Raw genomic sequence first — 18,956 nt, forward strand, 5'->3', positions numbered from 1 at the left:
GGTGGCGCCCGGCCCGAAGGGGGCTCAGGCCGGGCGCCACGCGCGTTACGTGGTGGGCTCGGGGTCCGAGGTCTCCGCGGGCGCCTCGGTGGGCTTCTCGGTGGGGTTCGCAGTGGTGCGTCCGTGGCGGCGGTCATCGAGCTCGTCACGCAAACGTCGGTACAGGTCGACGTCGGCGGTGTGGACCTTGTTGCGGTCCTGGACGGACATCACCGCGAANCGGTCATCGAGCTCGTCACGCAAACGTCGGTACAGGTCGACGTCGGCGGTGTGGACCTTGTTGCGGTCCTGGACGGACATCACCGCGAACTGCTCGACGGTGACCTTGGTCCAGTCGGGTTCGTCGGGCTGTCGTGCGGCGCGTGCGCGGGCTTCGGCGTGCCGTTCGCTGGCGGGGCTGATGTAGCTCATCGGGTACCCCCGCGGCGGGTGGCGACGCGGATCGCTTCGGCTGCGGACTTCTCGAGCAGGTGGCGGGTGTTGGTGTGGTCGACGGGGTAGGGGACGGTCACGTACCTGGACCCGCCGTCCTGCGGGTAGTGGAGCTGGTCGCCGAAGATGAAGAAGCCGTTCTCGGCCTCGTCGCGGGTGTTGGGGAGCCCGAGGTGGTGAGCCTGGCTCATTACGTCGTTGACGCTCTCGCGGGCCGTGGTCGCCTTGGTGGCGAACTTCTCGACGGCCTTGGCGACCTCTGCTTCGAACTCGGCGTATGCGGTGTTGATGGCAGGCGTCGGTGCCACCTTCGCCGCTTGGGTCGCGAGCGCCGCGAGAGCGTCGCGCCGGGCGTCCTGTGCGGCCTTCTCCGCTCGTTCTGTGGCGCCCTTGCGGCGCATGAATGCGAACTTGCGTCGGGACTCTGCTGCTTCGAGCTCGGCGGGGTCGTCGATGGTGCCGTCGGCGATGCCGTCGCGCACGGTGGTGAGCGTCTGGTCGGCGTTGGCAAGGTCGCGCTCTGCGGCCTCGACGTCGGGGGTGTTGGTGGTGGTGTTCACGAGTTCCTCCATGGGGTCTCGGTGTTGGTGGTGCCGCGTCGGCGGGGTGCCGGCGCGGACGTCTTGGGGATGCCGAGTTCCTGCGCGAGGCTCTCGGCGTGGGTGGCGAGCCGGTCGGCGTCGTCGACCTTGCGCGCACGCTCCGTGCGTTGGGGGCGCAGCTTGCGCACCCGCTCGAGCTTCTGCCGGCCGATATCGTGACGCTGCCCGCGGCGTCCCTTGCGACTCATCGGGCACCTCCGCTCGTGTTGAGCCGGTCACCAGTGGCGATGAGGTTGGTGGCGATGTCGTGGAGCTTGGCAAGCGTCTCGTAGTCGCCGGCGTCGATGAGGTGGCGCACCAGCGGCCGGAACGCGGTCGGAGCGGTGAGGTTCGGGGGTTGGGGTACGCCCGTGCGTTCGAAAATGTCGTCGAGCTCGAGCATGAGCCCGCGCATCTGGTCCTCGGCGTGAATGAGCCGCGGATCCGCGAGGGGCGACTCGAGGCGGTGAGTGAGCATGAGGAGCCGTTCGGCGGTCGAGTCGTCGCCGGCCGCGTGGAGCTTCACGACGGTGGTGCTGACCGTCGCGGGGTCGATGCCCGTCGGTGGGCAGGTGACGCCGGCGGCCGTAAGGATCGTGCGGACTTCGGTGAGTGCGTCGTCAGGTGTCATCGGGCTCTCCGAGCTCGCTGGTGGGTGGGCGTTGGGATGTGGCGAGGCGCTGCAGGAGGTCGTGGCGCTTGTTGCCTTTGAGGCGGGCCATGAGGGTAGTGAACATCTCCGCGGTGGTGGCGCTGTCGGGAGGCTGCTCGAGTCCTGCTTCGTCGAACGCTTCGACAAGCAGGTCGAGGTAGCCGCGCCGGGTGCGCGGGTGCGGTTCGCTGATCGTGATGGTGGGGTCGTCGACGTAGAGCACGATGTCGAAGCCGCGGGCGCTGAGGCGTCGTGCGCGGGCATGGATGACGCGCGGGTCCAGTGACGTGCGACCGCGGGCGGGGTCGGCGGGCACTTCGATCATGTAGACCGCGGTGTGCCCGCGGCGCATGCGCTTGGAGCGCAGCTCGTCGAGGGTGAGTGCGATGCGTGCCACAGTCACCACCTGCCCCTACGCGCGCGTGCGTGACGCGAGGGACCGGGGTGGAACGTTCCCGTTCCATGCTCCGCCGCTGCGGCTCCCGCGCGCGTGCGTGACGCATGAGGGGTGCTGGGATGTCCCGTCCCGCTGCTGGCACGTGTGTCGGTCTCGCGCGCGTGCGTGACGCGTAGGAGAGCGGCTTGACTGGTCACGGTCAGCGTCGGACGCCCCATCGCCTCGCGCGCGTGCGTGACGCGCATACGGGGGGCGTGAATGGCCACGGTCATGCTGCGGCCTCCCGGAGTGTGTGGCGTTGGCGGTGGGTGAGGGCGCCGTAGACGCCGGCCTCGCTGGGATAGGTGTGGGCGTAGTCGGCGCAGGGGGTGAGGACTGGGCAGAAGGTGCAGGCTGCTGCGGCTTCGTGTTGGTCGTCGGGGTCGTCGGAGGTCCATGTGGGGATGGGTGCGATGTCTCCGGTGAGGCAGGGGACGGACGTGATGGGGTGTGCGTCTTGGATGGCGGTGATGAGCTGGTGCCAGTCGCGTTCGAGGTTGGTGGGGATCGTAATCATCGGTCACCGCCTCCCTGGCTGCGCTTGAGCGGGCGCCGAGCGGTCGAGTTCGTTGAGTGCGGGGATCTCGGCTTGCGCGTGCTCGTAGCAGAGGCCGACGACTAGGACGACTCGGATGCCCTTGCTGAAGATGGTGAATCGTCCGACGGCGTAGAGCTCACCTGGGGGGACGACGGTGCGGCAACGGTCGCACGTGCGGTCGGCTGCGCTACCGGTAGAGACGGGGCCGGGGGTGAGTGGTTCGAGGATGGTGGACAGCGCGAGCGGCGTGCCGTTGGGGTGCTTTCGGGGCTTGCGAAGCGCGGTCGTGGCGAGGGTCCGGGCCCGTTGGCGGCTTGCGCCGCGTAGCCATGCTGAGGGTTCGTCGATCGTGTATGTGGGCTTCATCGCGTCGCCTCCGGTTGGCAATTGTGGGTTTTACCAGGGGGAGTTAACGAAGTTGATGATCTTCTGGTTAGTTCCCTATCTGCGTGCGCGTAGGACGAACACGGAAATGAGTAACGTGAGTAACTCGTCATGACTCGTCACCGCCTTGGAGCGCGATTCCGCGCCGAATCGCTGCGTTCCCACTGCCCCGATCAGCAGTCAGACCGCGAGCGTCGAGCGCGGCACCGAAGTGCTTCTTCGTGTCCGTGAAGGTGCCGTTCGCGGTGGACCACTGAGCCCACTCGTAATAGAGATCCGAGAACTTCACGTACATGTGCTCGTTGAGCAGGCACCGTTCGGTGATGAACTGACCGACGGCGTCCATATCGGACTGGTACTCGTCGGTGGCTTTGCTGACAGCGGCCGGCTCTGAGAGGCCACGAGCGGAGTAGTCCTGCCACCCTTCGAGTGCCCACGTGAGGATCGCGTCCGCCTCGAGCTGCAGCTGCTCGGGGAGGTGTACGTCCTGCTCGGCCTTGGGGATGACGACTTCGAAGGGGATGACGCGGAGGCGTGCCCAGATCGCGGGGTCGTCGCCGCGCACCTGGGGCAGGTGGTTGGTGACGAGTGCGGCGGTGTGGGATGGGTCGAACTCGACGAAGTCCTGGCGCATGCGGCGGGCCTTGATGCGGTCGCCACCGGTGAGGCGCTTGACTGTGGCCTCAGCGAGTTTGCGGCCGGTGTCGGATTCGGACACCACGGCCCAGCGGACGCCGCGCAGGTCCATCTCACCGGTGGGGTGTGCCCCGTCGCGATGCATGAAAAGGTCGGGCTCGGCGGTCGTGGCGTAGTCGCCGAGCGCGTGGCCCAGGGCGCCGTAGAACACGCCCTTGCCGTTGCGTCCGGTGCCGGTGAGGATCGCGAGGACGTGCTCGAGGACACGACCGCACAGACCGACGCCTGCGTAGCGCTGCAGGAACGCTCGCACCTCGGTGTCGGGCAGGACGCGGTCGAGGAACTTCTCGAAGCGTTCGCCCTTGACGCCTGGCCGGTATGCGGCGCGGGTGACCTTGGTGATGCGATCGGCCGGCCGGTGCGGCGCGAGGTTCATGGTGCGCAAGTCGAGGGTGCCGTTGGCGACGTTGAGCAGGTAGGGGTCTGCGTCGAGGTCGGCGACGGTGGTGGCGAATGGTTCGAGCGCGGATGCGATGCGCAGGATCCCGTCGACGCCGTTGGCGGACTCGCAGCGGCGTACGTCCGTGCCGAGGTCGCGGTCGGACTTGTCGAACGACTCGAGGAGGGCTGCTCGCAGCGTCTCGAGTACGGCCCGTTTCGCGGCGCCGCTGTCGTCCTCGACCCAGCACATGCCGTCCCACCGGTGCCAGCCGATGCCATTCACGTGCAACAGCTGGTCGGCGTGCGTCGCGGCGAGGCGGTAGGCGAACTGAACCTGCCCGCGGTGCACCTTCGTGGCGCTTTTGCCTGCAGGCGTCGAGGGGGTGGCCTTCTGTCCCGGCTCGGTCGACCCTGGGGCTGCGGTCAGCGGGTCGCGGGCTCTGAGGGGGCTGCCGATGTTCTCTGCCTCGCAACGCTCGTCGGTCCACGTCTCGACACGAGCGACGGCCCAGTCCCACACGCCGCGGTGGTCCGGGCCATGGGCGGTGCCGTGGTGTCCGAGGATCTCGTGGGGGCGGGCGTGGTCGTCGTTGGCGCGTGCCTGCGTGAGCCGCTGTTGCATGATGTCGAGGGCGTGGCCACAGTCTGCGGCGCTCACGCGGCCCATGCGGAGGCCCGCTGCCAGCCTGACGGCACGCACCATGGCCCACTGGTGGCGCCCACCGTCGATCGGGTCGCTCGCCCATGCTTCGATGACTGCACGCATGTAGGGCGTGGTCTCGTCACTGGGGGACCATGCGCTCGCGGGCGTGGGGGCGTCGGCGAGTGCGCCGTCGAGCTCGGTGACAGCGTCAGGGATCCCCCACGCGTCGAGCGCCTCGAGGAGCTGTGTCACGGTGATGGGGTGTCCGCTATCGGATTCGACTACGACTGGGACGGGTTCAGCCTTGTAGTTCGTCGTGCCGGGGTGGCGTGTGATGCGTGCTAGCTCGTGCACGTTGTCGGTCGCTCCGCCGTGCATCCGTGCCGCGGTCTGTGCGGCGATGCCCCAGCGAGCGAGGAGGGACTTCGCGAGCGCCCGGTCCTCGTTCTCGGTGAGTGTGAGGAGGTCGTCGTCGTCGGGGTCGAAGGGCCAGAATGCCTGGATGCCGTGGCCGGTGTGGATCAAGGTCATCGGTCGGGTGCCGACGATTTCGGACAGGGTCGCGATCGCGTTGTCTACGGCGTCGCGGTCGGGCATGACGCGTCCGCTGCCACCGGGCCATGGGCCGGCGTAGTCGAAGTCGACGTGAACGCTGGTGAGGCGGGCGACGTCGTCGGTTTGCCCACGGCCACGTGTGCCGGGCTTGAGGGGGTTGACGCCGATCCACACGTTCGCGTCGAGATGCAGTGCCGCTGTTTCGGGCGCCTTGTCCACCGGGACGATCTGCGATGCGAAGGCTCCGCCCGGTGGCAGGTAGTTGATCGAGACGAGGTCCCCCGGCCGATAGAGGGTGTCGTAGAAGTCTCGAACCGCGTTGGGTGCGCGCGGCGGCGAGAGAAGGTCGCTCATGCGGTGGCGAGTTCCTTGCTACGCGCGGCTTCGATCCACGCCTCGACGTCCGAGACGGCGTAGACGACGCGGCGTCCGAGGCGGAAGCTCTGCGGGCCCTGGCCGAGGTGGCGCCAGTAGCGGAGCGTGTTGATCGGGACACCGGTGCGCTCGCTCACCCACGTCATATCGCGGACCTCTCCGATCGACTGTGCAGCCATGGTTCTCTCCTTTGCTCGGTTGTTGACCTGATATGAGCATCGCCTGTTGTGGTTTGCCAAGCAAACGAGTAGTGTTCGAAAAACAGACAACGAGGGAGACGGCATGCCACTCGACGCAGCGGGCGCGGAACGGCGCATCGCACGACACATCGCATACGAGCTCGAAGCGCGGGGATGGTCGTACGGCGACCTTGCTCGCGAGATGAAGGACACCGCTCACGTAGAAGTGCGACGCCAGGCGATCGAAGAAATGCTGCGTCCGCACAGGCCGCGCCGGATCCGAGTGGACGAGTACCTCGCGATCGCACAGGCGCTCGGCGTTGACGCGCGACGACTACTGCGCCCCATCGAGGAGGTAGCCGACGAGGAAGTTGGGCGTGCGGCGGACTCCCTCGCCGCGGCCACCGAACGCCTCGACGACGTCTTCAACGAATACGTGACCGCAGCGCTGGACTACCACGACCGCGTCAGGCAGACCGCCGACGGGTCGAACGCATCACTGCGCATGCGAGTTCGGGAGATATCGGCGCAACTGTCGAGAGGCGAACCCGCCGGCGAGCAGCGCTTCACTCCCCGATTCACCATCCGCGACGGCCGCATCGACAGTCTCGAGGCAGCCGAGTGGGCTCATGGCGATGCGTCTGGCCCCTGGTCAGGGCTCCGCGGCATCTTCTCGGCCCGGTTGCCGCGGCTGGGAGTCGGCACCCGGGAGCGCGAGGACATCCCCGAGGTCCCCGAGCTGAATGCCTTGCGCCGCGCGCTGGCGCGCGAGGGGGACACCGGTGCGCGATTCCAGATCCTCCACGCCTGTGTTCGGTACATGCTGTGGGTCCAGGACGGCGACGGCGCTGCCGAAGCTGCAGCGGCCGCAGCGGCGCTGCTCGGCGCGATCGTGCGCGACGCAGGCATCCACGGTGACGAACGCCCCGAACTGGACGACCTGAGCGTTCGAGCGGTAGCGCTCGCCGATGCATGGATCGCGGAGGTCGGGCAGCGAGAAGTGGACGCGGCACAACGAGAGGTCGACGAGGCGTCGCAGCGCCAGCTTGACGGTGTAGACGCGGACGGCATGGCGGTGATCGACGATGAGTAGCATCACGAAGCGCGATAACGGCAAGTGGCGGGCCCGCTACCGGGACGCCGCAGGCAAAGAGCACGCGCGGCACTTCGCTCGCAAGGTCGACGCGCAGGCCTGGCTCGATGAGGTCACCACGGCAGTCGGCACGGGCACCTACGTCGACCCGAAGACGGCACGCATGACAGTGGGGGACTGGTGCGACACCTGGCTCGCGGGCTACCGGACGCGCCGCGCATCCACAGTGCGACAGGCAGAGGTCCACATCGCGAAGATCCGCGAGGCGTTCGACTCGGTGCGCATGGGCGACCTCAAGCCCTCACAGGTGCGATCGTGGTCCGCGACTCTCAAGGCCGATGGCTACGCCGACTCGACCGTGTACGCGCTCCACGCGCGGCTGTCGCAGATCATGTCTGACGCGGTCCATGACGGCGTAATCGCGCGGAACCCGTGCTCGAGGCGCACGTCGCCCCGCGCGGGCAAGCAGCGGCCCTACGTGGCGACCACAGAGCAGGTGTGGGCGCTCCACGACGCCATGCCGGCGCATCTGCGCCCTGCGGTGCTGCTCGGGGCGTTCGCTGGCCTTCGCATCGCTGAGGCGTGCGGACTGCGGCTCTCAGACGTGGACTTCATGCGCGGCATCGTCGCGCCCGAGGTGCAGTACCCGGCCGAACCGCTCAAGTCCGAGATGGCCCGCACCGCTATCCCGATCCCCAGCGAGCTATCGCTTGAGCTGTCGCGCTACGCGACGGGGGAGAGGTGGATGCTCGAGGACGTGCTCGGCGCCCAGGTGAAGCCGTTCCAGATCGAGCGTGCAGTGCGAGCGGCACGCGGCCCGGCGTCACTGCCGGACGGCTTCCGCTTCCACGATCTGCGGCACTACTTCGCCTCGCTGCTCATCGGCGCGGGCTGTGACGTGAAGGTCGTACAGACCCGCCTGCGCCACGCATCGGCCACGACGACGCTGAACACCTACGCGCACTTGTGGCCGGAAACAGAAGAGTCCACACGGGCCGCCGTCGCTGGTGTTCTGACGGCCCGTGCGGACTCTCTGCGGACTGGGGAGGCGTCGTAATGACGAAGCCCCAGGTAAATCAGGTACTAGCGACTAGCAGTCGTAGTAGAGCTCGAACTCGTGCGGGTGGGGACGGAAGCGCAGCGGGTCGATCTCGTTGGTGCGCTTGAAGTCGATCCACTCCTCGATGAGGTCGGGAGTGAAGACGCCGCCCTCGATCAGGTAGTCGTGGTCCGCCTCTAGCGTGTCGAGGACGCCGCCGAGCGAGTCCGGCACCTGAGGAATCTGTGCGTGCTCCTCGGGAGGCAGCTCGTACAGGTCCTTGTCGATGGGGGCCGGCGGCTCGATCTTGTTCTTGATGCCGTCCAGGCCCGCCATCAGCAGCGCGGCGAAGGCGAGGTACGGGTTGCCGGACGAGTCGGGGGCGCGGAACTCGATGCGCTTGGCCTTGGGGCTCGTGCCGGTGATCGGGATGCGGACCGCGGCGGAGCGGTTGCGAGCCGAGTACACCAGGTTCACGGGCGCCTCGTAGCCCGGCACCAGGCGGTGGTACGAGTTGACCGTCGGGTTGGTGAACGCGAGCAGCGAGGGTGCGTGCTTGAGGATGCCGCCGATGTACCAGCGCGCGATGTCCGACAGGCCGCCGTAGCCGGCCTCGTCGTAGAACAGCGGCTCGCCGCCCTTCCAGACGGACTGGTGCACGTGCATGCCGGAGCCGTTGTCGCCGAACAGCGGCTTGGGCATGAAGGTCGCGGTCTTGCCGTTGCGCCAGGCCACGTTCTTGACGACGTACTTGAACTTCATCAGGTCGTCCGCGGCGTGCAGCAGCGTGTTGAAGCGGTAGTTGATCTCCTGCTGGCCGGCGGTGCCCACCTCGTGGTGCGCGCGCTCGAGGTCGAGCCCGACCTCGCCGAGAACGGTGCAGATCTCGTCGCGGATGTCGGCCATCTGGTCACCGGGGGAGACGGGGAAGTACCCACCCTTGAAGCGGGTCTTGTAGCCGAGGTTCGGCGACCCGTCCAGCTCGGTCTCCTTGCCGGTGTTCCACCAGCCCTCGGAGGACTCGACGTGGTAGTAGCCCTCGTGCTGGTTCGTGTCGAAGCGCACGGAGTCGAAGATGAAGAACTCCGCCTCGGGGGCGAAGAAGGCCGTGTCGCCGATGCCGGTGGACTTCAGGTACTCCTGCGCCTTCATGGCCACGTTGCGCGGGTCACGGGAGTAGGGCTCGTCGGTGAAGGGGTCCACGACCGAGAAGTTGATGACGAGGGTCTTGGCCTTGCGGAATGGGTCCACGTACGCCGTCTGGAGGTCCGCGATCAGCTTCATGTCCGACTCGTTGATGGCCTGGAACCCGCGGATCGACGAGCCGTCGAAGGCGGCACCGTCCTCCAGCACCGTCTCGAACTGGGACGCGGGAACATTGACGTGCTGCATCGAGCCCGGGAGGTCGCAGAAGCGAATGTCGATGTACTCGACGGCCTCATCTTTCACGAACGCGATCGCCTCTTCGGCAGTCTTGAACATCAGTTTGCTCCTTGCAATGTCAGGTGTGCTAGGGCTAGCACGCCCTACCCTAGGGGCAGGCCGTTTCCCCCAGATTCATGCCGTGTTACGAGAGTGTTTCGCAACCCCTGGGAGGGCGCGTTGCAGCAACGGCGCTGCGACGCCTTTCGTCAATGACCCTAGTCCACACCCGGATACGATGGAAATGTGACTGACGCCAGCCCCCACGCCGCGACCTCACGCACCAATGTGGGCCGCCGGCTCGTCGGGATCGGCATCGACTGGGTGCTGTGTCTGCTGATCTCCTCGGCCTTCTTCCCTGCGGGGGACACCTCCATGCTGACTGCGGTGGAGCGGGTGCTGCTCGCGGGCGATCCCATGGCGACTCTCGTGATCTGGATGGTCCAGCACCTCGTGCTGGTGGCCACTCTCGGCACCACGGTGGGCCACCGCATCGTGGGCCTGCGGGTCGTGCGCGAGGACGGAGCGCTGTTCGTGGGCGTGCTGCGCTCCCTCGGGCGCACCGTGCTGCTCGCGCTGGTGATTCCCGCGGTGGTGTGGGACGAGGATGGTCGCGGTCTTCACGACCGAGCGGCCGGAACCCTGATCGTGCCGAGCAGGGGAGCGGCGCGTGCCTGAGATATCCGTCTCCGCGGTGCTGTGCGACATGGACGGCACGCTCGTGGACTCCAACGCCCTCGTGGACGTGATGTGGAACGAGTTCGCGGACGCGCATGGCCTCGACGGCGCCGAGGTCAGGGGCTTCGCTCACGGCCGGCCCAGCAGCGCGACGATCGCGCGCTATCTCGATGACGACGGCGAGATCCAGCAGTGGCGGGACCGCATCCACTCCATGGAGAACAGCCGGTTCGACGGCGTCAAGGAGATTCCCGGGGCGGCGGCGTTCATCCGTTCCCTTCCTCACGGCCGGTGGGCGCTGGTGACCTCGGCGCTGGCCGCGCCCGCGCGGGGTCGGCTCGCTGCCGTGGGCATCGCGGAGCCCGCGGTGCTCATCGGCGCCGACGACGTCGGCCGAGGCAAGCCGGACCCCGAGGGCTACGCCCGCGCCGCGGTCCTGCTCGGCTCGGATGCGGCCGACTGCGTGGTGTTCGAGGACACGGACGCCGGGGTGCAGGCGGGCCAGGCCGCAGGGTGCACGGTCGTGGTGGTGGGGGACAACCGGTCTGCGGCGACCACCGGTCTGCCGCGCGTGGGCGACATGACCGAGGTGACGGCGCGCGTGGAGGGCGAGCGGATCGTGCTGACCCTTCCCGAGCCGGACTGACCTGCCGTCGTTGCGCACGCGTGGCGGCCCTTGCGCGGGGAGCGCCGTACGCCGCCGTCGTCACGTATGGACGTGGGGTACGTGCGTCACCGCGGCCGATGCGCGGGCGGCGTGATCTCCACCCACCGGTCGATCGGGGGTTCGGGAGACGGGCGGGGTGGGGCCCGCGTCAGCGGCCGCGCATCGCCTTGCGATCGGGGCGGGCGCGCATGGGGTCGACTCCCTTGGGCACCGGCAGCTTCTGACCGCCGATGGCGCGCAGCCGGGCGGTGACCTGCTGACGCTGGTGCTTGTTGAGCACCTTCTTGTGCTTGCGGATCGTCTTGGTGAGGTGCTTGAGCGGCACCTGGCCCTCGCCGGTGCCGATGTACACCGTGTGCACCGGCACGCCGGGCACGAGCTTGTTGATGCGACGCTTCACGGAGGTCACCTGCTTGGTAGCGGCGTTGCCGCCCTCGGCGAGCAGGATCACGCCGCCCTTGCCGATGCCCTGGAACACCAGCGAGCGACCGCGTGGGTCGACTGACACGGGCTCGTCCTCGAAGGTCCAGCCGCGTCGGATGGACTGGGCGATCGAGACGGACGCGCCCATCTGGCCTTCCATGCGCCGGAAGGCGTTCTTCTCGAAGCGGCGCGTCAGCGTGTACATGGCGGCCAGCGCGGCCACGAGCACTCCGAAGATGATCGAGTACACGAGGACGACGGTCGAGCCGACGAGCAGGCCGATCACCACCGACAGCCCGATGATCCCCAGCGGGATCAGGATCAGCAGCGGCAGCAGCCACTTGTCGTCCGGCGCCGTCGACTTGTACGCCTGTGCGACGAGCTTGTACCAGCGGGGCTTCTTCTGAGGTTCCTTAGCCATGATGCGGCACAGTCTAGTCGCTCACGCGCGGACGGTTGGAGCGGTGTCTCAGCAGGCGGGCGCGGCGCTGCGGTTCAGCAGCGAGGACGCCTCCTGGCGCGCCTCCATCGGCTCGCCCAGGTGGGCGAGGGCCGGGGGAATCGGGCGGCCCTTGCTCTTCATCGCCTGGCCCCACAGGCGACCGGCCCGGTAGGACGAGCGCACCAGCGGTCCGGACATGACGCCGAGGAATCCCATCTCCTCTGCGGCGTCCGAGAGCTCCACGAACTCCTCGGGCTTCACCCAGCGCTCCACGGGGTGATGGCGGGGGCTCGGGCGCAGGTACTGGGTGATGGTGATGAGGTCGCAGCCCGCTTCGTGCAGGTCCTCGAGCGCCTGGACGGCCTCCTCGAAGGTCTCACCCATCCCGAGGATGAGGTTCGACTTGGTCACCAGACCGTCGCGCTGGGCCTCCGTGATGACTCGCAAGGATCGCTCGTACGTGAATGCCGGGCGGATCCGCTTGAAGATGCGGGGCACGGTCTCGACGTTGTGTGCGAGCACCTCGGGGCGCGAGGAGAAGACCTCGGCGAGCTGGTCGGGCTCCGCGTTGAAGTCCGGGATCAGGAGCTCGACGCCGGTGCCCAGGCCAAGCCCGTGGATCTGGCGCACGGTCTCGGCGTACAGCCACGCGCCGCCGTCGGCGAGGTCGTCGCGTGCGACGCCGGTGATGGTCGAGTACTTCAGCCCCATCTCCTTGACCGAGTTCGCCACCTTGGTGGGCTCCATGCGGTCGAGGGGGGAGGGCTTGCCCGTGTCGATCTGGCAAAAGTCGCACCGCCGAGTGCACTGCGCGCCGCCGATGAGGAACGTCGCCTCCCGGTCCTCCCAGCATTCGAAGATGTTGGGGCAGCCGGCCTCTTCGCACACCGTGTGCAGGCCGCCGGTGCGCACCAGGGATTTGAGCTCCGAGTACTCGGGTCCCATCGTGGCCTTGGTGCGGATCCATTCCGGCTTGCGCTCGATGGGGGTCTCGGCGTTGCGGGCCTCGACCCGCAGCATGCGGCGGCCCTCTGGTGCGATGGTCACACGGTCTCCTTGTGGTGCTCGGCGACGTCAGCGGCGGCGCCTGTAGGCGTCGCCGTCTCCCAGCGTACGTCTGCCAGTGCGGTTTCCAGGAATCCGAGGGCGGCGGGGAGCACGTCCTCGATGGTGACGGTGCGTCCGAGCTCGAGCGACAGGGACGTCACGTCGGCATCGTCGATGCCACAGGGCACGATCCGGTCGAACTCGCCGAGTGCGGGGTCGCAGTTCAGGGCGAAGCCGTGCATGGTGACGCCCTTCGCCACGCGCACGCCGATCGCGCAGACCTTCCGCTCCCGGCGCGTGTCCGTGGCGGGCAGCCACACTCCCGAACGATCGTCGACGCGGACGGCCTCGAGCCCGTACGCGCCGCACAGGTCGATGAAGGCCTGCTCGATCGCGCGCACGTACTTGACCACGTCGATGGGTTCGCGCAGCCTCACGATGGGGTAGCCGACGAGCTGCCCGGGTCCGTGCCACGTGATTCGGCCGCCGCGGTCGACGTCCACGACAGGGGTGCCGTCGGTGGGGCGATCCCAGCGCGCGGTGCGCTTGCCCGCCGTATAGACGTTCTCGTGCTCCACCAGGATCACGGCGTCGGGGCGTTCTCCCGCGACGCGTTCTGAGTGGAGTCGCCGTTGCACGTCCCATGCCTCCTGGTACGGCACCAGGCGCGCACCGACGTCGAGGTTGAGCGTTTCCATAGCCTCCAGGCTAAACCCGCGGGAATGCCCGGGTCGCCGCGGCGTTAGGAAACGATATGAGTACGTCCTCGCGCGCATGGTTGCGCCCCATCGTCATCGTCCTCGTGATCGCAGGCTGGCTCGCCGTCGGCGGGGCAGGCGGCCAGACCTTCGGCAAACTGTCGGACGTCCAGGAGAACGATGCGGGGGCGTTCCTGCCGTCCTCTGCCGAGTCGACGCGAGCGACGGATCTGCAGGCAGACTTTGCCCCGGCATCGGCCGTCCCCGGGCTGTTCGTCGTCGACGGGATCGCTTCGGAGGGCGACCTCGCCGTCGTCGAGACGTTCGTGCAAGCAGCAGTCGACACACCCATCGAGGGCGACGAGCAGGGCCGCACCGTCGGGGACGTGCTCGCCCCGCCCGCGTCTGAGCAGATGCCGCAGGTGGTGCCGTCCGAGGACGGCGAGGCCGCACTGGTGACGTTCTCGGTGGAGTCGGAGGCTGTCGAGGAGAGCGTGGGCGAGGGCGCGCTGGGCGAACTGGTCGCGGAGACCGTGCGTGGCGCCTGGGCGGACCAGGAATCGAGCCTGAACGGTCACCTGACCGGGCCTCTCGGCTTCCTGGCCGACCTGCTCGAGGCCTTTGCCGGCATCGACGGCATCCTGCTGGTCGTGGCGCTGTCCGTCGTGCTGGTGATCCTCGTCATCGTGTACCGCAGCCCCGTGCTGCCCTTGTTGGTGCTGTCCACCGCGTTGCTCGCGCTCACCGGAGCGATCCTGGGCGTCTACGCGCTGGCGGACGCGGGCACGATCACGCTCAACGGCCAGGCCCAGGGGATCATGTTCATCCTCGTGGTCGGCGCCACGACCGACTATGCGCTGCTGCTGGTGGCCCGATACCGCGAGGAGTTGGTGCGGGTCGAATCCCCGTATGCCGCCCTCGCTCGCGCGTGGCGGCGGTCCCTCGAGCCCATCGCGGCCTCTGCGGGGACGGTGATACTCGGCCTCCTCGTGCTGCTGCTGAGCGACCTCAAGTCGAACGCGGCGCTCGGACCCGCCGGCGCGCTCGGCATCAGCGCGGCGCTGATCGCCGCTCTCACCCTCCTCCCGGCGCTGCTGCTGATCGGTGGGCGTCGCGCCCGTGGCGTCTTCTGGCCGTCACTGCCCAGGTACCAGGCCGGTCAGGACAACGCCGATGCCGATCCCTCTCAAGGTTCAGGCTTCTGGCCCCGGGTCGCCCGCACGGTGGACGCGAGGCCACGGCGCACGTGGATCCTTGCCGCCGGCGGCCTCCTGCTGTTCGCGGCGTTCCTGCCCACCTTCAAGGCCTCCGGGCTCGGGGATCAGGATGTCTTCACCGTGCAGGTGGACTCCGTCCAGGGCACCGAGGTGCTCGAGGAGCACTTCGATGCCGGAGCCGCGTCGCCCATTCGCATCTTCGTGCCCGCCGAGCAGGCGGCGGCAGCCCTGGATGCGGCCTCTGCCGTCGAGGGAGTCGAGACCGCCTACGTGGTCACGCCATCCATCGCAGAGGGCGCGCCGCCAGGAGCAGTCCCCGGCGAGGAGCCGTTGGAGGTCGACGGGCGCGTCTCGGTGCTCGCCGTCACCCAGGTCGCATCGAGCTCGTCCGAGGCGGCCGATGTGGTGCAGGATCTGCGAGATGCAGTCCACCCATTGGGCGAGGACGTGCTCGTCGGCGGCGAGGCAGCAGAGCAGCTCGACACCCAGCTCACCACGCAGCGCGACACGCTGATCATCGTCCCCACCATTCTCGCGGTGATCTTCATCGTGTTGGTGATGCTGCTGCGCTCCGTGGTGGCGCCGTTGGTCATCGTGCTCGCGAACATCCTGTCCTATGGCGCGACGCTTGGATTGTCGGCGATCCTGTTCAACCACGTCTTCGGCTTCCCCGGTTCCGATCCCGCGGTGCCATTGCTCGCCTTCGTCTTCCTTGTGGCACTGGGCATCGACTACTCGATCTTCCTGATGTCGCGCGCCCGCGAGGAATCGCTCATCCACGGCACGCGCGAGGGCGTACGGCGATCGTTGGCGGTGACGGGCGGCGTCATCACCTCGGCCGGCATCGTGCTGGCCGCGACGTTCGCCGCGTTGGGTGTGATCCCGTTGATCTTCCTTGCGCAGATCGCCGTGATCGTGAGCCTGGGAGTGCTCATCGACACCTTCGTGGTGCGGTCGCTGCTGGTGCCTGGATTGATCATGGACATCGGCCGGGGATCCTGGTGGCCGTGGGTGAAGCGCATCCCGAACTGACCCTGTGGAAAACCTCGCGCGCGGCCCACGGCGCGCCACAGTGGGGGCATGTCCACTGACCACACGGCCGATGCCCGGGTCGTCACGCGCGCGGTCGGCACCGGGCCAGACGTGCTGGCACGGGTCACGGAGCGCGTGCGCGCGCTCCGAGAGGTGAAGCACGACGCCGTCCTGGTTCCTACCGCCGTCGGCGTGTCCGACGGCGATCAGGTCGTGGTGTCCGCGCCGTGGATCGACGGTGTCGACCTCGCGGAGCTGGAGAGCAGGCGTGGTCCGCTCAGCGCCGGGGAGTGCGTGTGGCTCGGCGTCCGGATTGCCGCGGCGCTGGAGGCGCTCCACGCCCGGGGGATCGCGCATGGAGACATCGCACCCGCCAACGTCGTGATTGCGAAGGGCAGGGTGGTGATCGTCGACACTGTCGCGGGCTGCCTCGACGACGAGCGTGGGACCGTCGGCTTTCGCGCACCCGAGCGCGCGTCGGGCGCGACGGCCGCCGCCGACGTCTACTCGCTCGGAGCGCTGCTGCGGTGGTGCGTGGCGCGCCAGGACAGTATCTCGATCCAAGCGTGGACCGCGCCGCTGGTGGTGTCAGATCCGCAGTCTCGGCCGCCCGTGGATATTGCCGCGCGCGCCTTGGCTTCGTGCGCCCCTGAGCGTCCGGTCGCCGTACCGCGAAGGTCCGAGGTGGTGAGCGCCGTGCGGGCACGCGCCACCGAACGCACTGAGCGGATCTCGTCCGGACGGGCATGGCGCGTGCGCCGCATCCTGATGCGGACGGTGGTCGCGGCGGGGGCCGCGGCGGCCGTCGCCGCCGGAGTGATCGTGGTGCCGGGGGTCGTGCAGAGCGTTGCTCCGGAGCCGTCGACGAGCGTGACGCAGCAGCAGCCGGAAGAGGCGGCAGCGGCGCTGACCACACAGCGCATTGAGGCACTGGCAGCAGGGGACGGCGCCACGCTGATGGCAACGGTGGGCGACGGGCCGCTAGCGGACGAGACGGCAGACCTGGCGCGCCGGCTCGACGACGGCCTTGCCCGGTACGAGGGCCTCGCCGTGGTCGTCCACGACGTGACCGTGACGGGGCATGGGTCCGACGCGTCGACGGCGACCGTTCGCTACGCGGTGACGGACCACAGGATCGTCACCCCCGAGGGAGCGGCTGCGGTGCCCGGTTACGAGCAGAGCGTCGAACTCGAGCTCAGGTGGGACGGTCGCTGGACTGTGGCGCGTGCCCGGCCTCTGTCATGACCCACTCAGCCGCGCCGGCGATCTCGGGGTGCCGCCAGGCGAAATCGAGCCGCTTGAGCACGCCTGGTGTCGCGAGCTGACTCGACAGCAGGTCCTCGATGGCGCGCCCGATGGCGATGCGCAACGCCCACGCGGGGACCGGCAGGCCAGGGGACTTCCCCGCGGCGTTCGACATGGCACGGATCAAGTCCCGGTCGCGCACCGCGATCGGGGCGATCACGTTGGCCGGACCCTCGTGGTCGGAGTCGATGAGAAAGCGCAGCGCGCGGATGTGGTCCTCGAGAGTGATCCACGAATGCCACGCAGTGCCCTTGCCGAGCGAACGCAGTAGGCCGCGCTTCACGAGGGGAATGAGCCGCTCCGCGAAACCGCCGTGCGGGGCGAGCACGAGTCCGGTTCGCACGACCACCGTTCGGATGCCGGCGTCGATTGCGGGTTGGGCGGCGGCCTCCCATTGAGTCACGATCGACGCAAGCAGAGTGTCGCCGGGCCCAGAGCGCTCGGTCAGGTGATCTTCGCCACGGTCTCCGTAGTAGCCCATCGCCGACCCCTGTAGGAGCATGCCCCCGTACGAGGCCGCGGAGAGGGCGCGCACCAGGGTGCCGGTCGAGTCGAGCCGCGACTGCAGCACCAGGTCGGCATGCGAGTCGGTGAGCCGTTTGGCGCCGATCGATGCACCTGCGAGGTTGATGACTACGTCAGACGAGGCGAGCACATCGCGGTCGACCTCGCCTGACGCCGGGTCCCACGACGACTCCTGCGGCCCGCGGGCCTCGCGGCGCACGAGCGCGACCACGTCGTGGCCGTCAGCGCGCAACGACTCCTTGAGAGCCGTGCCGATCAGGCCCGACGAACCCGCGATCACGACCCGCATGAGACCCCCTACAGGCCGAGGTCAGCCTCGAAGGCGCCGGCCTCGATGCGCTTCTTCACACTCTGGAGGAACCGGGCGGCGTCCGCGCCATCCACCAGTCGGTGGTCGTAGCTCAGCGGGAGATAGCACATGGGGCGGATCGAGATCACGTCTTCGCCATCCGGGCCCTTGACGACCGCTGCGCGCTTGACGATCGCGCAGGTCGCGAGGATGCCTGCCTGCGGTGAGGGCACCACAGGGGTGTCGAAGAGCGTTCCGACCGAACCGGTGTTGGTCACCGAGAACGTGCCGCCGGAGATCTCGTCGGCCTTGAGGCCGCCGGAGCGTGCGCGCTCCGCGAGGTCCGCGATCGCCTGGGCCTGCTCGGGGAGGGACTTCGCCTCCGCCTCCCGCATGGTGGGAAGCATCAGGCCCTTCTCGGTGTCGACCGCGATCGACAGGTTCACCGCCGGGTGGTAGACGATCGACTTGCCGTCCTCGCTGACCGATGCGTTCATGTTCGCGTGCTCGGCGAGCGCCTCCGACACCGCCTTGGTGAAGAACGGCAGGAACGACAGCTTGGTCCCGTGCTTGTCGAAGAACGCGTCCTTGGTCGAGGCGCGCAGCGCCCAGATCTTGGAGCAGTCGACCTCGATGACCGAGGTGAGCTGCGCCATGCCGTGCAGCGACTCCATCATCTTGTCGGCGGTGACCTTGCGGATGCGGGTCATCTTGATGGTCTGGCCGCGCAGTTCCGACTCGACGAGCTCGGGGGCCTGAGCGGGCGCCGAGGAGGCAGCCGGGGTGGCGGACTGCGTGGGAGTCGCTGCCTGAGCCGATTCGGCGGCGCTGATGACGTCCTCCTTGCGGATGCGCCCTCCGACGCCGGAGCCCGACACCTGTGACAGGTCGACCCCGCGCTCCTTGGCGAGCTTGCGGACGATCGGCGTGACGTATCCGGAGCCGCTGGACTCAGACGACGAGGCCGGCGCCGCCGCGGACTGCGGAGCCGGTGCTGCGGCCTTCGCCGGGGCCTCCTCCTGCTTGGCGGGAGCGGCGGCCTCCGCCGCGTGGCTGGAGGCGGGCTCAGCCTGCGCGGGCTCGGACGCCGTGGTCTGCTCGGCGGGGGCGGACTCGGCTGCGGGAGCAGATTCCTGTGCGGGGGCGGACTGCTCGGCGGGGGCCGACTCGGCCGCGGGAGCGGACTGCTCTGCCGGTGCGGACTGCTCGGCGGGGGCCGACTCGGCC

General features: G+C 68.7%; 19 protein-coding genes. 6 read left to right on the top strand and 13 right to left on the bottom strand.

Going from position 1 to position 18,956, the window contains the following annotated elements:
* Positions 1 to 407 precede the first annotated feature (407 nt).
* From ACNI14_RS12215 to ACNI14_RS12245, 7 genes are all read right to left on the bottom strand, one after another.
* The gene (locus tag ACNI14_RS12215; protein WP_420520318.1) at positions 408 to 992 is read right to left on the bottom strand and encodes a hypothetical protein; all 585 of its coding nucleotides are present in this window, start codon (positions 990 to 992) and stop codon (positions 408 to 410) included.
* The gene (locus ACNI14_RS12220; protein WP_420520319.1) at positions 989 to 1,222 is read right to left on the bottom strand and encodes a hypothetical protein; all 234 of its coding nucleotides are present in this window, start codon (positions 1,220 to 1,222) and stop codon (positions 989 to 991) included. Before ACNI14_RS12220 ends, ACNI14_RS12215 begins: the two co-directional genes overlap by 4 nt.
* Entirely contained in the window at positions 1,219 to 1,644 is a 426-nt protein-coding gene (locus ACNI14_RS12225; protein WP_420520320.1) for a hypothetical protein, read from the bottom strand. Before ACNI14_RS12225 ends, ACNI14_RS12220 begins: the two co-directional genes overlap by 4 nt.
* A complete protein-coding gene (locus ACNI14_RS12230) occupies positions 1,634 to 2,062 on the bottom strand; it encodes a hypothetical protein (RefSeq protein ID WP_420520321.1) in 429 nt (142 codons plus the stop codon). The genes ACNI14_RS12225 and ACNI14_RS12230 overlap by 11 nt, the downstream gene beginning before the upstream one ends.
* Before the next feature lie 268 nt (positions 2,063 to 2,330).
* Positions 2,331 to 2,618 (bottom strand): WhiB family transcriptional regulator, encoded by a 288-nt coding sequence (locus tag ACNI14_RS12235; RefSeq protein ID WP_420520322.1) that lies wholly within the window; start codon positions 2,616 to 2,618, stop codon positions 2,331 to 2,333.
* A 514-nt stretch (positions 2,619 to 3,132) separates the two neighbouring features.
* Positions 3,133 to 5,652: a DNA primase family protein gene (locus ACNI14_RS12240; protein ID WP_420520323.1), complete on the bottom strand. Its 2,520-nt coding sequence runs from the start codon at positions 5,650 to 5,652 to the stop codon at positions 3,133 to 3,135.
* Complete coding sequence (locus tag ACNI14_RS12245) at positions 5,649 to 5,852, bottom strand: helix-turn-helix transcriptional regulator (RefSeq protein ID WP_420520324.1); 204 nt, start codon at positions 5,850 to 5,852, stop codon at positions 5,649 to 5,651. Before ACNI14_RS12245 ends, ACNI14_RS12240 begins: the two co-directional genes overlap by 4 nt.
* Before the next feature lie 103 nt (positions 5,853 to 5,955).
* Here ACNI14_RS12245 and ACNI14_RS12250 point away from each other — a divergent pair, with 103 nt between their 5' ends.
* The gene (locus ACNI14_RS12250) at positions 5,956 to 6,945 is read left to right on the top strand and encodes a hypothetical protein (protein WP_420520325.1); all 990 of its coding nucleotides are present in this window, start codon (positions 5,956 to 5,958) and stop codon (positions 6,943 to 6,945) included.
* The gene (locus ACNI14_RS12255; RefSeq protein WP_420520326.1) at positions 6,938 to 8,002 is read left to right on the top strand and encodes a tyrosine-type recombinase/integrase; all 1,065 of its coding nucleotides are present in this window, start codon (positions 6,938 to 6,940) and stop codon (positions 8,000 to 8,002) included. The genes ACNI14_RS12250 and ACNI14_RS12255 overlap by 8 nt, the downstream gene beginning before the upstream one ends.
* Before the next feature lie 33 nt (positions 8,003 to 8,035).
* On the opposite strand, the gene glnA is transcribed toward ACNI14_RS12255, so the two are convergent.
* On the bottom strand, positions 8,036 to 9,466 hold the full coding sequence (gene glnA, locus ACNI14_RS12260; protein WP_420520327.1) for a type I glutamate--ammonia ligase: 1,431 nt from the start codon (positions 9,464 to 9,466) through the stop codon (positions 8,036 to 8,038).
* A 186-nt stretch (positions 9,467 to 9,652) separates the two neighbouring features.
* On the opposite strand from glnA, the gene ACNI14_RS12265 reads away from it, so the two are divergent.
* Together ACNI14_RS12265 and ACNI14_RS12270 are read left to right on the top strand one after the other, a co-directional pair.
* Positions 9,653 to 10,084, top strand: coding sequence for an RDD family protein (locus ACNI14_RS12265; protein WP_420520328.1), 432 nt, complete (start codon positions 9,653 to 9,655; stop codon positions 10,082 to 10,084).
* Positions 10,077 to 10,730 (top strand): HAD-IA family hydrolase, encoded by a 654-nt coding sequence (locus ACNI14_RS12270; protein ID WP_420520329.1) that lies wholly within the window; start codon positions 10,077 to 10,079, stop codon positions 10,728 to 10,730. The genes ACNI14_RS12265 and ACNI14_RS12270 overlap by 8 nt, the downstream gene beginning before the upstream one ends.
* A 169-nt stretch (positions 10,731 to 10,899) precedes the next feature.
* On the opposite strand, the gene ACNI14_RS12275 is transcribed toward ACNI14_RS12270, so the two are convergent.
* From ACNI14_RS12275 to lipB, 3 genes are read right to left on the bottom strand one after another with little or no spacing between them, the layout of a single operon-like run.
* The gene (locus tag ACNI14_RS12275; protein ID WP_420520330.1) at positions 10,900 to 11,595 is read right to left on the bottom strand and encodes a DUF4191 family protein; all 696 of its coding nucleotides are present in this window, start codon (positions 11,593 to 11,595) and stop codon (positions 10,900 to 10,902) included.
* 48 nt (positions 11,596 to 11,643) lie between these two features.
* A complete protein-coding gene (gene lipA / locus ACNI14_RS12280) occupies positions 11,644 to 12,663 on the bottom strand; it encodes a lipoyl synthase (protein WP_420520331.1) in 1,020 nt (339 codons plus the stop codon).
* The gene (lipB, locus tag ACNI14_RS12285; RefSeq protein ID WP_420520332.1) at positions 12,660 to 13,361 is read right to left on the bottom strand and encodes a lipoyl(octanoyl) transferase LipB; all 702 of its coding nucleotides are present in this window, start codon (positions 13,359 to 13,361) and stop codon (positions 12,660 to 12,662) included. The genes lipA and lipB overlap by 4 nt, the downstream gene beginning before the upstream one ends.
* A gap of 56 nt (positions 13,362 to 13,417) precedes the next feature.
* Between lipB and ACNI14_RS12290 the strand changes: the two genes are divergently transcribed.
* Positions 13,418 to 15,610 carry an MMPL family transporter gene (locus tag ACNI14_RS12290; protein ID WP_420520333.1) on the top strand — a complete coding sequence of 731 codons (2,193 nt, stop codon included), beginning with the start codon at positions 13,418 to 13,420 and terminating at the stop codon, positions 15,608 to 15,610.
* Positions 15,611 to 15,658: 48 nt separating this feature from the next.
* Positions 15,659 to 16,855: a protein kinase domain-containing protein gene (locus tag ACNI14_RS12295; RefSeq protein ID WP_420520334.1), complete on the top strand. Its 1,197-nt coding sequence runs from the start codon at positions 15,659 to 15,661 to the stop codon at positions 16,853 to 16,855.
* Here ACNI14_RS12295 and ACNI14_RS12300 read toward each other — a convergent pair.
* Both ACNI14_RS12300 and sucB read right to left on the bottom strand, forming a co-directional pair.
* Complete coding sequence (locus ACNI14_RS12300; protein ID WP_420520335.1) at positions 16,806 to 17,729, bottom strand: TIGR01777 family oxidoreductase; 924 nt, start codon at positions 17,727 to 17,729, stop codon at positions 16,806 to 16,808. The two genes, ACNI14_RS12295 and ACNI14_RS12300, sit on opposite strands and share 50 nt — an antisense overlap.
* 8 nt (positions 17,730 to 17,737) lie before the next feature.
* On the bottom strand, positions 17,738 to 18,956 hold a 1,219-nt coding region (gene sucB / locus ACNI14_RS12305), incomplete at its 5' end, for a 2-oxoglutarate dehydrogenase, E2 component, dihydrolipoamide succinyltransferase (protein WP_420520336.1).

It is taken from the genome of Demequina pilifera (genome assembly GCF_048814985.1).
GTDB lineage: Bacteria > Actinomycetota > Actinomycetes > Actinomycetales > Demequinaceae > Demequina.

Coding starts and splice junctions, on each gene's coding strand:
- ACNI14_RS12220 (WP_420520319.1), bottom strand. CDS start 1,222: ATGAGTCGCAAGGGACGCCGCGGGCAGCGTCACGATATCGGCCGGCAG.
- ACNI14_RS12225 (WP_420520320.1), bottom strand. CDS start 1,644: ATGACACCTGACGACGCACTCACCGAAGTCCGCACGATCCTTACGGCC.
- ACNI14_RS12235 (WP_420520322.1), bottom strand. CDS start 2,618: ATGATTACGATCCCCACCAACCTCGAACGCGACTGGCACCAGCTCATC.
- ACNI14_RS12240 (WP_420520323.1), bottom strand. CDS start 5,652: ATGAGCGACCTTCTCTCGCCGCCGCGCGCACCCAACGCGGTTCGAGAC.
- ACNI14_RS12245 (WP_420520324.1), bottom strand. CDS start 5,852: ATGGCTGCACAGTCGATCGGAGAGGTCCGCGATATGACGTGGGTGAGC.
- ACNI14_RS12250 (WP_420520325.1), top strand. CDS start 5,956: ATGCCACTCGACGCAGCGGGCGCGGAACGGCGCATCGCACGACACATC.
- ACNI14_RS12255 (WP_420520326.1), top strand. CDS start 6,938: ATGAGTAGCATCACGAAGCGCGATAACGGCAAGTGGCGGGCCCGCTAC.
- glnA (WP_420520327.1), bottom strand. CDS start 9,466: ATGTTCAAGACTGCCGAAGAGGCGATCGCGTTCGTGAAAGATGAGGCC.
- ACNI14_RS12275 (WP_420520330.1), bottom strand. CDS start 11,595: ATGGCTAAGGAACCTCAGAAGAAGCCCCGCTGGTACAAGCTCGTCGCA.
- lipB (WP_420520332.1), bottom strand. CDS start 13,361: ATGGAAACGCTCAACCTCGACGTCGGTGCGCGCCTGGTGCCGTACCAG.
- ACNI14_RS12290 (WP_420520333.1), top strand. CDS start 13,418: ATGAGTACGTCCTCGCGCGCATGGTTGCGCCCCATCGTCATCGTCCTC.
- ACNI14_RS12295 (WP_420520334.1), top strand. CDS start 15,659: ATGTCCACTGACCACACGGCCGATGCCCGGGTCGTCACGCGCGCGGTC.
- ACNI14_RS12300 (WP_420520335.1), bottom strand. CDS start 17,729: ATGCGGGTCGTGATCGCGGGTTCGTCGGGCCTGATCGGCACGGCTCTC.